Origin of the sequence: Pseudomonas serbica, assembly GCF_028823535.1 — a bacterium.
Classification (GTDB): domain Bacteria; phylum Pseudomonadota; class Gammaproteobacteria; order Pseudomonadales; family Pseudomonadaceae; genus Aquipseudomonas; species Aquipseudomonas serbica.
Map to the genome: position 1 here is coordinate 238,149 of NZ_JAQIYM010000007.1, position 14,276 is coordinate 252,424.

The 14,276-nt window shown below is 63.0% G+C and carries 10 protein-coding genes and 1 pseudogene; 6 read left to right on the top strand and 5 right to left on the bottom strand.

Annotated elements, in window-relative coordinates:
* Positions 1-15: 15 nt before the first annotated feature.
* The 3 genes and pseudogenes from NQL71_RS36805 to NQL71_RS13610 form a co-directional block, all read right to left on the bottom strand.
* A pseudogene (locus NQL71_RS36805) lies at positions 16-1,287 on the bottom strand (methyl-accepting chemotaxis protein); the annotation flags it as partial.
* 53 nt (positions 1,288-1,340) lie between these two features.
* Positions 1,341-2,663, bottom strand: coding sequence for an alginate export family protein (locus tag NQL71_RS13605; protein WP_274642797.1), 1,323 nt, complete (start codon positions 2,661-2,663; stop codon positions 1,341-1,343).
* A gap of 174 nt (positions 2,664-2,837) precedes the next feature.
* Positions 2,838-3,554: a glycosyltransferase family 25 protein gene (locus NQL71_RS13610; protein WP_046816394.1), complete on the bottom strand. Its 717-nt coding sequence runs from the start codon at positions 3,552-3,554 to the stop codon at positions 2,838-2,840.
* A 258-nt stretch (positions 3,555-3,812) separates the two neighbouring features.
* On the opposite strand from NQL71_RS13610, the gene NQL71_RS13615 reads away from it, so the two are divergent.
* Both NQL71_RS13615 and NQL71_RS13620 read left to right on the top strand, forming a co-directional pair.
* Positions 3,813-4,205 carry a c-type cytochrome gene (locus NQL71_RS13615; protein ID WP_274642798.1) on the top strand — a complete coding sequence of 131 codons (393 nt, stop codon included), beginning with the start codon at positions 3,813-3,815 and terminating at the stop codon, positions 4,203-4,205.
* A gap of 9 nt (positions 4,206-4,214) precedes the next feature.
* Positions 4,215-5,705 carry an aldehyde dehydrogenase family protein gene (locus NQL71_RS13620; RefSeq protein WP_046816396.1) on the top strand — a complete coding sequence of 497 codons (1,491 nt, stop codon included), beginning with the start codon at positions 4,215-4,217 and terminating at the stop codon, positions 5,703-5,705.
* A gap of 150 nt (positions 5,706-5,855) precedes the next feature.
* On the opposite strand, the gene NQL71_RS13625 is transcribed toward NQL71_RS13620, so the two are convergent.
* Positions 5,856-8,240 (bottom strand): DUF3772 domain-containing protein, encoded by a 2,385-nt coding sequence (locus tag NQL71_RS13625; protein WP_046816397.1) that lies wholly within the window; start codon positions 8,238-8,240, stop codon positions 5,856-5,858.
* Between the two features lie 444 nt (positions 8,241-8,684).
* Between NQL71_RS13625 and NQL71_RS13630 the strand changes: the two genes are divergently transcribed.
* Genes NQL71_RS13630 through NQL71_RS13640 form a run of 3 tightly spaced genes read left to right on the top strand, consistent with a single transcriptional unit; the run spans position 8,685 to position 11,664 of the window.
* Positions 8,685-9,650, top strand: coding sequence for a Bug family tripartite tricarboxylate transporter substrate binding protein (locus NQL71_RS13630; protein WP_248687122.1), 966 nt, complete (start codon positions 8,685-8,687; stop codon positions 9,648-9,650).
* A gap of 1 nt (position 9,651) precedes the next feature.
* Positions 9,652-10,137, top strand: coding sequence for a tripartite tricarboxylate transporter TctB family protein (locus tag NQL71_RS13635; RefSeq protein ID WP_077183044.1), 486 nt, complete (start codon positions 9,652-9,654; stop codon positions 10,135-10,137).
* 18 nt (positions 10,138-10,155) lie between these two features.
* The gene (locus NQL71_RS13640) at positions 10,156-11,664 is read left to right on the top strand and encodes a tripartite tricarboxylate transporter permease (protein WP_046816400.1); all 1,509 of its coding nucleotides are present in this window, start codon (positions 10,156-10,158) and stop codon (positions 11,662-11,664) included.
* A gap of 249 nt (positions 11,665-11,913) precedes the next feature.
* On the opposite strand, the gene NQL71_RS13645 is transcribed toward NQL71_RS13640, so the two are convergent.
* Entirely contained in the window at positions 11,914-12,798 is an 885-nt protein-coding gene (locus NQL71_RS13645) for a LysR substrate-binding domain-containing protein (RefSeq protein WP_274642799.1), read from the bottom strand.
* Between the two features lie 156 nt (positions 12,799-12,954).
* Here NQL71_RS13645 and NQL71_RS13650 point away from each other — a divergent pair, with 156 nt between their 5' ends.
* A complete protein-coding gene (locus tag NQL71_RS13650; protein ID WP_077183046.1) occupies positions 12,955-14,256 on the top strand; it encodes an NAD(P)/FAD-dependent oxidoreductase in 1,302 nt (433 codons plus the stop codon).
* Positions 14,257-14,276 lie beyond the last annotated feature (20 nt).

The window sequence follows — 14,276 nt, forward strand, 5'->3', positions numbered from 1 at the left end:
CGACTGGTGAATGCGCTCGACAAAACGGTTGAACGCCGTCGCCAGTTGACCGATTTCATCCCGCGATTGCACTTGCAGGCGCCGCGTCAGGTCGCCTTCGCCGAGGGAGATGTCTTCCATGACCCGGGTCAGCACTTGCAGCGGCCGGGTGATGCGCCGAGCCGCGTAGCCGATCAACAGCAGGCCGAGCAGGGCCGAGCCGCCACCGAGCAGCAGTTCCAGCGCGGTGCTTTGCATGCCTTGGGCATCGAGTTGCTGTTGCAGGCTGGCGACCGGTGCCAGCAACACCGCTTGTGGCACGCCCACCAGCACACCCCAGGGTGCGGCGCCGGCAATCGGTGGCAGCGGTTCGAGGACCTTGATCTGCTGCGGATCGACGAACACCTTTGGCTGGCCCTGGCGCAGGGCGTCCATCACCTGGGCGTTGTCCATGGGGTGCCCGAGGCGATCGGCGTCCTGGCTGCTGGCGGAGATCACCCCACGGGGGCTGACGATGCTGATCTGGCCCTGACCGTCGAACAGCTGCAGCGCACTGGCTTCGCTGTTCTTTTGCAACGCGGCGAGGTTGATGTCGAGTCCGACCACGGCGATGACTTTGCCGTTCTCCAGCAGCGGGAAGGCGACGCTGGTCACCAGTTTGCGACTGCCCGAAGCCTCGTCGAAGTAGGGCTCCAGCACGCAGGCCTGGCGGGTGTCGCGGGCGCAGGTATAGAAGGCGTTGTAGGGTGCGCCGCTGGGGCCCGGCTCAGTGTTGGCCAGCAGGCCTTCGTCGCCGATCACCGCTTGCAGTTCGCCGGGTTTGCTCTGCACCCAGTACAGGGAGAAGCGCCCGGTTTCGTTGCTGCCCAGGTCCGGCTTGGCGGAGAAACCGGCGTCGGCACCGTCCAGCGCGTCGGGTTCGAAAATGACGTAAAGCCCGAGCAGGTCGGGCTTGTCTATCAGGGCCTGCTGCAGCTGGGTGCTCAGCTCGTGGCGCAGTTGTGGACGGGTCAGAGTGCCCTGTTGTTGGAGTTGCCTGAGGTACAGCAGGTATCGCGACAATCCCTGGCCGAATTCGTGGGTTTGCATGAAGGTGCGCTGCACTTGCATGGCTTGCACTTTACCCAGCGCCTGCATGTGTTCCTTGGCCGCATCGGCGAGCATGTCGCTGCTGGCCCGGGCCACTTGCTGGCTGCTTTGGTGCGTCTGGTAGAGCGACAGGCCCATCAGCAGGCCTATTACCAACACCAGGCAGAGGCCGGCGAGCAGGGTGATCTTGCTCTGGATCGTGAGAAATTTTCTGTGCATGGGAAAAGCCTTTTTCCACGGGGGCAGCGGATGCGCCACTGCCCCGGCATGACTTAGAAAGTCGTGGCGAATATCACCTGGCTGTAGAGGTTCTGGTCGTTGTTACCCAGCTGCGTACCGCCCTGGTCGGCGCTCTTGTCCGGCTGGAAGACACCGATCAGCGGCATCACCGTGAGGTGATCGTTGAGGTGCCATTCGGCGTACAGGTCGACTTCGTGGCCATCGGTGTTGCCCAGGTTGCGGTCGATGGTGTCGAAGTTGAAGTACATCGCGCCGACGGTCAGGTTCTCCAGCGGCGTGACGGTGAACTTGAGTTGCTGGATGCGTGAGTTGCTGTTGAACGGGCCGGCATAGTTGCCCGCCACTTCACCCTGGAACCAGGTGCCGAAGCCGCGGCTGAAACCGTAGAACAGCGTGTCGTAGCCTTCCGAGAAACGGCTGTAGCGGTAGCCGGCATACGGCGTCCAGGCGGCGTCGGAAAAGGTCCAGCCGGCTTCCAGGTACCAGGCGTCCTCGGTGGCCGTATGGGGTTTGTCCTGCTTGGCGTATTCGCCGGAGAGGAACAGGTCCTTGACCCCGGCGTTGCCGGTGGCGCGCAGGCTGTAGGTCTTCATGCCGTCGCGCTCGAGTTGCGCGGGGGAGGCGTACTGCTCGTCGACGTCCGTGGTGTCGATGTAGGTCAGGCCGACGGTGCCGGCCTCGGACACGTGCTCCAGGGTGCCGACGTACATTTCGGTCATGGCCTGGGCGCGGTTGTTGGATTTGAGCCACATCAGGTCACTGCGCCAGCCTTCCTTGCCGCCGATGCGCAGCACCGCGGTTTCATCGAAAGCCTTGCGCGCGGCCAGCCAGTAGGCGCCACCGCGGTTGAACTCGCCGTCGGCCAGGCCTTTGCCCAGGTTCAGCGCATCGCCGTCTATCAGGAAACCGTCGCCGACTACGATGTTCTGGCGGCCGAAAGACAGGTCGATGCCGTCAGCCCCCAGCGCCGGGAACAGTTCGCTGGAGCGCCAGCCGAGGTAGGCGTCCTCGAACTTGGTGGTGCGTTCCGACCCGTCGGTGAAGCCCGCGGCATCTCCGTCACCCCAGGTACCGGAGCTGAGCATGTTCGCCGCGCCGTAAGCCGTGCCGACACCCGCCAGGCCCTGGTCGAAGCTCAGGCCGTACTTGATGTAGCCTTCGCGCCATGACGACGAACCTTCGTCGAGACGACCCGACAGGGCGTAGTTTTCCTGGCTGTGGAAAACCCCGAATACCGCTTCCAGGGTGGCGTTCAGATGACTGTCGTCAGTGGCGTAGAGTTCGTAGGCGCTCGCCTGGCCAGCGCTTATCATCAGCGCCAGGGTCGAGAGGCGAAGCAAGGGGGGCTTGAGCATGGTGTGGCATCCGTTCTTGTTCTTGAGCGCAGGTTTGCGTCCCTCCAGATACTAATGCCGGGATTTTTTGCGCCTTGTTGCCACGGTGCCAAAGAGTTGGTTGTGCTTGCCAGATTGCAGGGCGGGGTGACAGTGCACAGGTCCGTGCACTGATCGGGAGCGGCGTTTTTCGATTTAGCGAATTCGTCTCAGGTTCCTCGCCTTCAACTTGCGCAGCATACCCATGACGTCGCGCAGGACAGGCGTCCTGTCGAACAGCGACAGTGCGTGCAGGTCAGTGCGCGAGGGTCTTTGATAGCCCAGGTTCCAGGTGAAGTAGTAGGCCTGGACGTCTTTGTTCGAATGAATGAGCGTATTGAGGGCGGCGTCATAGTGCATCGGACCGCCGTCAGGATGCCCCGGCGGGCGCTCGAGAATCTGCAGCAGGAAATCCCTCAACCGGGTGATGCATTTACCGTTGACCGCATAAAAGTGGGACAGGTGTATGGGTTGGTCGACCGCTTTCCAGGAGGGCGAGCTGGAGTCGCCTTCAAACGGATGGCCAAAGTAGGCGATGTCCCACTCCATGCCCTGCAGGGACTCGATGGCCTGTTTGCCGTATTGGGAAATGCGCCTGGAAAACTGGATGTCATCCTCCAGGATCAGGATGTTCTTCACATCCAGGCGTATCGCCTCTTCCAGGATCCCCAGGTGACTCATGAAGCAGCCCCGGGCGCCGACGCTCGGGAAGCCATCGTCCTCGGTGGGCGTCACCGCCTGGAAAAAACTGACTTTGTCATGATCGAAGGGAAAACCGTTGCGCGCGAATTCTTCTACGGTTTCTACCCGGCGATCCTTTCTCGACGAAATATTGATGATCCTTGCTCGATCAAAATAGTCGGTCACATTCATCCAGCAGTTCCTCAGCGCAGGTGATCAGGGCGGCTGGATTGCAGTATAGGCAGAACTCTGGAAGAGGCTTTGCTATCGCCGATCGCGCCCATGCGCCAGTTTGGCAGAACCGCCAACACAACTGGCACGCAGGGCAAAACCTGCGAGTCGCAGACCACCGACAATCCCTCTCAACCTGCCGAAGCCCCGTCGCCTCGGCACTTTCAGTGTTGGCGTTCGCCTGTTTGGCGAGCGCGTGGATTTTCAAGGTCGTTTCTCATGTTCGCCACCCTGCGTTTGCCCCTCGCTGCTTTGCTGACCTTCACCCTGGCCCAGGCCGCCCTGGCGGCCGATTGCGCTCCGGTCAAGAGCCGGGGCGCCGAACTGTTCGCCAATGAATGCGGGGTCTGCCATGCGTTGACCAAGGGCACGACCGGCATGATGGGGCCGAACCTTGCGGGTGTGGTCGGGCGCAAGTCCGGTTCGTTGGAAGGCTTCAATTACTCGCAGGCCATGCGCAACAAGAACATCGACTGGCAGGCCGAGAACATCGCGCAACTCATCACCCAACCCCAGGCCTATGTGCCTGGCACCTACATGCCCTACATGGGCATGGCGTCGGCAGACGATCGCCAGGCGGTCGTGTGCTTCCTCAAAGAACAACAGAATTGAAGGTGATTCATGAGCAACGTTGAAATCCTGCCTCAGGTGGCTGCATTCCTCGATCGCCAACACGGCTGCTTCATCGATGGCCAGTGGGTGTTCGCCGAAGGCCCGGGCATTGCCGTGGTCAACCCGGCCACCGGGCAAACCCTGTGCGAAACCCTCGACGCACCCCTGGAAATCGTCGAGCGCGCCGTGCAGTCATCGCATAAGGCCTTCAAGTCCGGTGTGTGGTCGGGCCTGCGCCCAGCGGACCGTGAGCGCATCCTGCTGAACTTCACCCGCCTGGTGGAGGCGCATGCCGAAGAGCTGGCGCAGCTGGAAACCCTGAGCCAGGGCAAGTCGATCAACATGGCCCGCGCACTGGATCTGAACGCCACGGTGGAGTTCATGCGCTACATGTCCGGCTGGGCGACCAAGATCGAAGGGCAGACCTTCGATGTGTCGATCCCGCTGCCGCCCGGTGCCAAGTTCACGGCGTTCACCAAGCGTGAGCCGGTGGGCGTCGTGGTCGGCATCGTGCCGTGGAACTTCCCGCTGCTGATCGCCGCCTGGAAACTGATGCCGGCGCTGGCCACCGGTTGCACGGTGATCATCAAGCCGGCGATGGAAACCCCGTTGACTGCCATGCGCCTGGCCGAACTGGCCCTGGAAGCGGGTATTCCGGCGGGCGTGTTCAACGTGGTGACCGGCGGCGGGGCCTCGGTCGGCGGTGTGCTGACCGCGCACCCGTTGGTAAGCAAAGTGTCGTTCACCGGCTCCACGGCCGTGGGCAAGAGCGTCGGCGTGGCGTGCATGGAAAACATGACCCGCTTCTCCCTGGAGCTGGGCGGCAAGAACCCGATGATCGTGCTCGCCGATGCCGACATCGAAAAAGCCGTGCAGGGCGCGATCCTCGGCGGCCTGCTGAACAACGGCCAGGTGTGCGCGGCGGCCTCGCGTTTCTACGTGCATCGCTCGATCCACGACCAGTTTGTCGAAGCCCTGGCAGCAGCGGTCTCGGCGATGCCGATTGGCGCCGGCATGAACTGTGAGGCGGCGATCAACCCGCTGGTGTCGCGCAAGCAACAGCAAAGCGTGCTCAAGCACATCGAGCTGGCCCGCCAGGAAGGTGCGCGTGTAGTGGCGGGCGGCGAGTTGCTGGAAGGGGAAGGTTTCTTCGTCCAGCCGACCATCCTCGCCGACATCGACCACAGCATGGCCGTGGCGCGCGAAGAGGTGTTCGGTCCGGTGCTGGGGGTGATGCCGTTCGACGATGAAGACGCCGTCATCGCGCTGGCCAATGACAACCGCTACGGGCTGGCCGCCAGCCTGTGGACCAACGACCTGGGCAAGGCCATGAACCTGGTGCCGCGCATCGAAGCCGGTACGGTGTGGGTCAATGCCCACGTGCTGCTCGACCCGGCCATGCCGTTCGGTGGCGTCAAGCAATCGGGCATGGGCCGCGAGTTCGGTCGTGCGGTGATCGAGGCGTATACCGAGCTGAAATCGGTGTGCATCGCCCATTGATGAACTTGTAGAAGAATGCGTACCTGTGGGAGCGAGCCGGCTCCGGGCGGCGTTCCGACGAAAATCGTGCGGATAATGCGGTCTGTCAGGCCGCGCGCGCTATCGTTGACGCCCATCGCGAGCAGGCTCGCTCTCACAGTGTGATTTGCATTACGCCGCTGGCGGTTTCGCCAGTTGTATCCCGGCGGCGCCCAGCCGCTTGAGAATCTCGAACAGCAGCTCGCTCTTGATCGAAACGACCATCCGCGGGCTGCTGACATAACCGGTGACGGTCAGGGTAATGCCTTCAGGCTTGAGCTGGCTGAAGCGCACCACCGGCGCCGGCTTTTCCAGGATGGTCTCGTGCTCGCTGAAGGTGTCTAACAGCAAGCTGCGCACCTGCTCGGGGTCAATGTCCAGCGGGAACATCAGTTCAAGGCTCGCCACCCCCTGGGCGCTACCGCCGAGGGTGACGTTGCGCAGGTTCTGCGAAATCAGCTGCGAGTTCGGCACGATCACGATCGAGCGGTCGGCCAGCTGTATTTCGGTGGCGCGCACGTTGATCCGACGGATGTCACCCTCGACCCCGCTGATGCTGATCAGGTCGCCGACCTTCACCGGACGTTCGGTCAACAGGATGATCCCGGAGACGAAGTTCTTGACGATCTCCTGCAGGCCGAAGCCAATGCCCACCGACAGGGCGCTGACGATCCAGGCCAGGTTGGTCCACTTGACCCCCAGCGATGACAGCATCAGCAGGAGCACCAGGGCATAACCGATGTTGGAGAACAGCGTGCTGAGCGAGGCGCACATGCCCGGGTCCATTTCGGTTTTGGGCAGCAACTCGTTGTCCAGCCAGCGCCGCAGCGAACGAATCAGGTAGACGCCGATGATCACCGCGAGCAAGGCATGCAGCAGGTTGGCCGGGACGATGTTGAGTTTTCGCAGGCCATCGCCGCCGAGGATGGCGAGGATGTTGGTGGCCAGTTGTTCGAGCGTCGATCCGATGCCACCCACCACCAGGGTGATCAGCGCGATCAAGAGCAACGAGGCACGACCGGCACCGGAGAGGATGATCGAAATCTGTTCCAGCCGCGTATCGCCAATGCCCAATAACTGTTTCAGCGACTTGCCGGTGGAAGCACGGGGGGAAAACAGGTGTTCACAGCCGTCTTTTACCAGCTGGGTCAGCAAATAAAAGCCGGCGAAGATGATGTAGAACCACACCAGTTCGTAAGTGATGAAGCGCGACAGCGATATGTAGCCGGCGAGCAAGGCCAGCAGTGAAATCACGATCGCAATGCTGGCGAAGGAATAGATAAGCCCGGCGAAGGTCCGGCCCGCCTCGGGGGCGACACCCGCCATGACCATCTCCCGACGGGTTTTGCTGACGCGTATCAGCAGCATGGCGATCATGACCGAGACGATCAGGGCGACCAGGCCGCGCACCGAGATCACCAGCTCCGCGCTCATGCTGGTGGCATTGGTCATCTGCGCCAGCGATACCAGCAACAGCAGTGCCCAGGCCAGCCGTGCCGGGTAAGGTTGCATCGCCAGGGCGAGGGGATCGGCAAAGTTTGGCAGGCGCCATGAGGGGTGCTGCGTGGACAGCAGCGCGCGACTCAGGGCGATGATCAGCACGCAGGTATAGACGATCTTTTCGAAGTCCTGGGAGAACCCCGCCAGTTGTGGCGACAGCGGCACTTCCCGGGTGAAAGCAAAAAACAGCAGGCGCAAGGCTATCCAGGCCGTCAGCACCGTGGCGATGACCGAGGCCAGGGCCAGGGCGCTGCGGCGCAGCCGACCTTCCGGCATGCGATGGATGCACAACCAGGTCAGCCCGCGTTCGGCCAGGCGCCGTCCCACGACCCACAGCAACAGGGCGATCCCGATCAACAGGCAGGTCAGCAGTCGCTCGCCGGGATGCCAGGTGGCGTCCAGGGTATCGTCGATCTGCTGCAGGAAGGCGCTGAATTTTTCCCGGTCATGCTCTGGCGGCTTGAGCAGGGGCGCCCAGAACCAGGGGTTGAGTATGCTCCTGGTCTGCTGGGTCATTTCGGTTTCCAGCAGGTTGCGGCGGATGGCGGCAATCTGCGACAGCAATTCGGCGGCGCTGGCCTTGAGAGATACCAGGGTTTTCAGTTTGCCGTCGACCCGGGACTTCTGCTCGGTCAGGGTTGTTCTCTGCAGGGCGATATCGGCCTTTTCGGGAGGCGCATCCGCCAGTGGCGGCGGGCCCAGCACGCCCAGTTGCGCCTGCAGCTGGTCCTGCTCGGGCAACAGCAGTGCCGAGAGGCGATCGACCTCCTTGACGAGGGCCTGCACCAGATCCTGCGGGCTTTCGAGCTGGCTGTAGTTGCTGGCCTGTGATACCTGCTGCTTGTAGCTGCCGAGTTGGCCCTGCAGCGCTTCCAGGTCGCTGTCGGAAACGCTGGCGGAGGGGGAAACCGTGGCGAGGGTAGGGGTATCGGACAGGGGGGCGGCCGACAGCCATCCGGCGCTCGTTCCCGATATCGCGAAAACGATGAGGATCAGTAGGTTCACGGCATGACGCATGGGCGTGCTCGACTGGTTGATAGTCATTGCGCCTATGAGGTTAGGCCATGATGCGCTCGAAAGAGCTTTTTTTGCTCGGATATGCCCCGCGAGGGCGCTGGCTTGTCAGCGAAGAGGCCCGAAAGATCACCGCAATATTGGCGGCCGCCTTCGCCGGCAAGCCGGGCTCCTACAATGTTTTGTGTTGGGCATGAATCCGTGGTTTTCCACGGACCTGTAGGAGCTGGCTTGCCAGCGAAGAGGCCCGAAGGATCACCGCAATATTGGCGGCCGCTATCGCCGGCAAGCCGCCCATGCAGGTCTGCGTCGCAGTCGGGACGATTGAAAACCTCTCGACCAGTGGCGTCATGGCCTACGCTTGAAGACAGGCCGGATGCTGTCGGGCAGGGGTTACTGTCGATGTGCAAATGGCACCCATAAAAACAAGGTACTCAGGAGATGCCCATGTCCGCTTTGCTCCGTAATTTCAGGCGCTGCCTGCTGGTCGGCGTTACCGCTGCCGCGCTCTGTACCCCGGCCTTTGCGCTGGACACCGTCAAGTTCATGGCCCCCGGTTCCGTGGGCGGCGGTTATGACCAGACGGCCCGGGTGCTGGGCAAGGCCCTGATCGAAGCCAAAGTCGCCAAGGCCGTCACCTTTGAGAACAAGGGGGGCGCGGGCGGTACGCTAGGCCTGGCGCAGTTTGCCAACAGCACCAAGGGCGACCCGAATGCGCTGCTGGTGGTCGGTGCGATCATGGTGGCGGGCATCGAGCAGAACAAACCGCAGATCAGCCTGAAGGACGTGACGCCCATCGCCCGGTTGTTCACCGAATACAACGTACTCGCGGTGCGCAAGGACTCGCCCTACAAGACCCTCGATGACCTGATCAAGGATTTCAAGGCCAAGCCCACCAGCGTGACCTTTGGCGGTGGTTCCAAAGGCTCGATCGACCATATCGGCATCGCTGAGCTCGCGGGCAAGCTGGATGTGCCGGTCAACAAGGTCAATTACATCGCCACCGGCGGTGGCGGTGAAATCGTCGCCCAGGCCCTTGGTGGCCAGATCAAGGTGATCACCGGCGGTTACGCCGAACTGGGTCAATACATCAAGAACGAACAGTTCCGCGTGCTCGCCATCGGCGCGCCCGAACGTGTGCCCGGGATCGATGCGCCAACCCTCAAGGAAAGCGGCTACGACGTGATCATCGGCAACTGGCGTGGTGTCTATGGTGCAGCCGGCCTTACCCCCGAGCAGCGCAAGGAAGTGACCGACGCCGTGCTGGCCGCCAGTAAGAGCAAAGTCTGGCAGGACAACATCAAGACCAACGCCTGGACGGAGAGCGTGCTGACCGGTGACGATTTCGGCAAATTCGTCAACGAGGAACACGTGCGGTTGCGCGCGATGCTGGTCAAGGTCGGGTTGCTTTGACATGACCGGATCCCGCGCAGTGGTGCCGACCCAGTTGGCCATCGGCATCGGCTTGATGGTCCTCAGCCTGGTGCTGGCGGTGGGCGCCTGGCGCTTTCCGCCGGAGATGGGCTTCGTCATTTTGCCGGCCTATGTATACCCCTGGGTGGTCGCGGGGTTTCTCGGGGCCGTGGGCGTATTGTTGAGTTATCAGGCGTTCAGCGGCGGTTTTCGCGAACTGGATAACCAACAGGTCCACACCGTGGCGGGCGGCAAGGCCGGCGCAGCCTGGGTCACCGCAGGGTTGATCGGTGTGGCGCTGCTCATCAACGTCATCGGTTTCGTGCTGTCCGCCGGGCTGCTGTTCGCCTGTTCGGCCCGCGGTTTTGGCAGTCGTCATCCACTGCGCGACCTGGCCATCGGTATGGCCCTGACCCTGCCGATCTACTGGTTGTTCAATGCCGGGCTGGGGGTTTCCCTGCCGCCGCTGGTCAACGCCTGGATCTGATCCAAGGAGATCGACAGCATGGACATTCTCGCCAGCCTGGCAATGGGCTTTTCCGCGGCGTTGACGCCGATCAACCTGCTGTGGGGTTTCATCGGCTGCCTGCTGGGCACCGCCATCGGTGTCTTGCCGGGCATCGGGCCGGCACTGACGGTGGCCTTGCTGCTGCCGATCACCGCCAAGGTCGATCCGACGGGCGCCCTGATCATGTTCGCCGGGATCTACTACGGCGCGCAGTTCGGCGGTTCGACCACCTCGATCCTGCTCAACACGCCCGGAGAGTCGTCTTCCATGGTCACGGCCCTGGAAGGCAACCTCATGGCGCGCAATGGCCGGGCCGGGCCGGCGCTGGCGACGGCGGCGATTGGCTCCTTCGTCGCAGGCACCATTGCGACGGTGCTGCTGACCCTGTTCGCCCCGGTCGTGGCCAGGCTGGCGTTGAATTTCGGCCCGGCGGAGTACTTCGCGATCCTGGTGCTGTCCTTCACCACCGTGTCGGCGGTGCTCGGCGCCTCGATGCTGCGTGGTTTCGCTTCACTGGGGATTGGCTTGACCATCGGCCTGATCGGCCTCGACTCGACATCCGGCATTGCCCGCTACACCCTGGGCGTGCCCGAACTGGTGGATGGCATCGAGGTGGTGCTGGTGGCGGTCGGTCTGTTCGCGGTGGGCGAGGCCCTGTACAGCCTGCTTTATCAAACCGAGCAAGCGGAAGGCCGGCACCGCCTGACGTCGTTGTGGATGACCCGTGCCGACTGGAAACGCTCGGTGCCGGCCTGGCTGCGGGGCACCCTGATTGGCTTCCCGTTTGGCTCGATCCCGGCAGGCGGTGCGGAGATCCCGACCTTCCTGTCCTATTCCACCGAGCGCAAGCTGAGCAAGTACCCCAAGGAGTTTTCGGCCAACAAGGGCCAGGGCGCCATCGAAGGGGTGGCCGGCCCGGAAGCGGCCAACAATGCGAGCGCCACAGGCTCGCTGGTGCCGTTGCTGACCCTGGGCATACCGACGTCGGCGACGGCGGCGATCCTGTTGGCGGCGTTCCAGAACTACAACCTGCAACCGGGGCCGATGCTCTTCGAAACCTCCGCCGACCTGGTCTGGACCCTGGTGGCCTCGCTGTACATCGGCAACGTCATCCTGCTGGTATTGAACCTGCCGTTGGTGGGCCTGTGGGTCAAGCTGCTGCAGATCCCCCGGCCTTACCTGAACGCTGGAATCCTGGTGTTCGCCACCATCGGCGTGTACGGCATGCGCCATTCCTCCTTCGACCTGCTGCTGATGCTGGGGATCGGCTGGGCCGGGGTATTGATGCGGCGTTTCGATTTCCCGGTGGCGCCGGTGATCGTCGGCATGCTGCTGGGGCCGATGGCCGAAAAACAGTTGCGCAATGCCCTGTCGATCAGTGAGGGGGACTGGACGATATTCCTGACCCAACCCATCTCGGCGGTGTTCATGGCCCTGACGCTGCTGGTGCTGGTGGTACCACCTCTGCTGCATGCGCGGGGGATCAAGTTGCATGAAGATGACTGAGGTGTTGGTCCCCCTGTAGGAGCTGGCTTGCCAGCGAAGGCGCCCTGACAGCCGACCGATCTCGCACGGCCATACCCGATCCACAGCGGAATGTGTTCACGCACCCGATGAGGCCGGCTGGTAGGCCGCCTTCGCTGGCAAGCCAGCTCCTACAGGGAATCGGGTGTAGACGCGGGAGATGAATCGGCTGTCAGGACGCCATGGACGCGGCCTGGCTTTTCAGCGAAAGCTTGACCGGAAACAGCGTATCTACAGGTCGCGGGCTGTTCCTACCTGCTCGCCAAACCACTGCAAGATCGCCCCGCACGCCGGGTGCGCCGCCGCTGACGGCTGCAGGCACAGCGCGTAAATCCCCCAGGTCTTCAACGGCTCGCCAAACGGAATGACCAGCACGCCGCGTTCGATCGACTCGCCCGCCAAGGTCATGTCGGTCATGGCTACACCCAGCCCGCGCGCGGCGGCATCCAGCGCCAGTTCGTCGAGGTTGAAGGGAAGGTGGCGAAACTCGTCCAGTGACCTGCCGTCGTTGGCGGCCAGCCAATACCGCCAGTCGTTCCTGTCGCTCGAACGGTGCAATAGCGCAAAGCCGGCAAGGTCCTCCTGTGAGGCCAACCCCAGGCCGGGCGCACACACCGGCACCAGCGCTTCCTCGAACAGGGTCAGGCAATCCGCGGCCCTGGACGGTTCGGGCAGGTAGAGGATGTAGGCGTCGCTGTCGCTGGCCGGTTCCACCACCTCGGTGGCGACGGTCTCGATCGCCAGGGATACCTGTGGATGATGGCGGTAGAAATCACTCAGCCGGGGCAGCAGCCAGCGCACCGCCAATGACACGTGCATGCGGATGCGGAACGGGCGCTTTTGCGGAGCGATGCGGTCATCGAGGGCCTTGAGGTGTTCTAGGATGTGCCGCGCACTGGCTAGCACCTGTTCGCCTTCGGCTGTCAGCTGCAGGCTGCGGCTGGTCCTGATGAACATCGCGGTGCCGTAGTGACTCTCCAATTGCTGGATTTTGCGGCTCACGGCGCTTTGTGTCAGGCACAGCGTTTGTGCCGCCTGGGTGAAGCTGCCTGAATCTGCAACCTCGACCAGGGCCTGCAGGCCCTGTAGCGAGGGCATGTGGCGAATGTTATCCATGCGTTTTCAGAATACCTGGATGATTTAATAACGTTGGTTGTCGTTGCGCTGTCCCTTTAGATTCTAGTCATGGCTTCCGTCATCTCCAATCACTCATGCAAATAGTGCATGCGGATGTCCGAGAGGCCGGCTCAAAGACAGTCTACGAGGTGACGCATGGAAAACGTATGTGGCTGGATTGCGCAAGCCGGGGACAGCCCGTTGCGCGACCCGCTCAAGGGCACGCAGCAGGCCGACTGGCTGGTGATCGGCGGCGGCATCACCGGGCTGTGTGCCGCGCACTCATTGGCGCAACTGCATCCCCAGGCACGCATCGTGGTGGTCGACCGCCAGCGCGCCGCGCAAGGTGCATCGGCGCGCAACTCGGGGTTCGTGGTCGCCCACGAGCATCCGAGCCATGCCGAGTTGCAGGGCACTGCGGGTTTCGCCGGCTACCAGGCCGATACCGCGATTGGCCGTGCCGCCAGCGACGAGGTGCGCAAGCGCATAACCCGGCACGGCATCGAATGCGACTTTCACGAATCGGGGTATTTCTTTGCGGTCAGCGATCCGCGCAAGTTGACCGAGGTCGAGGCCAAGCTGCAGACCTTGCGTGCGGTGGGTGCTTCTGCAGAGTTCCTGCGAGGTGAGCCGTTGCGCCAGAAACTGGGAACCGGGCATTACCAGGCGGCGATCTGGTGCGGCAATGGTAATGCGTTGCTGCAACCGGCGAAGTACGTCAAGGGGCTGCTCGATGCACTGCCGCCGCAGGTGACCCTGTTTGAAAACACCGAGATCAGCAGTCTGCAGCGCCTGGGTAATGGACGTATCCGCGCCAGCGGCGCCCAGGGCTGCATCGAGGCCGGGCAAGTGCTGGTTTGCCTCAATGCCTTCATTCCCCGTTCCGGCATCAGTGACAGCGGCACCTTCGCCATGGAACTCAGCGCCAGCCTGACCCGGCCCCTGAGCGACGCAGAATTCCAGGCCCTTGGCGCCGTCGAGCCCTGGGGCGTGCTGTCGACCCGGCCCCTGGGGGCTACGGTGCGCCTGACCCCGGATCGACGGGTGATGATCCGCAACACCGCCGAATATCGCGCCCACGACTTGTCGCCCGGCGAACTGGCGACCCGACGCCAGCACCATGTCCTGGGTTTGCAGCGGCGTTTCCCGATGTTGGGCGCGCAGGACATCCAGTACACCTGGACAGGCCACCTCAGCGCTTCGCGCTCCGGGCAACCGTATTTCGCCAAGGTCGAGGAGGGCGTGTTCGCCGTGGCAGGGTGCAACGGCTCCGGCGTGGCGCGGGGCACGTTGTGGGGACGGCTGCTGGCGGAGCTGGCATCGGGTATCGACTCGCCGCTCCTGCAATCGGTGATCGATCGCGCCCAGCCCGGCTGGCTGCCGCCCAAACCCTTGCTGGATATCGGTGCCATGCTGCGCATGCGCGTAGAGAAGGCCCGGGCCAGAAGCGAAATCTAGAACACCGCCTTGCCCCTACA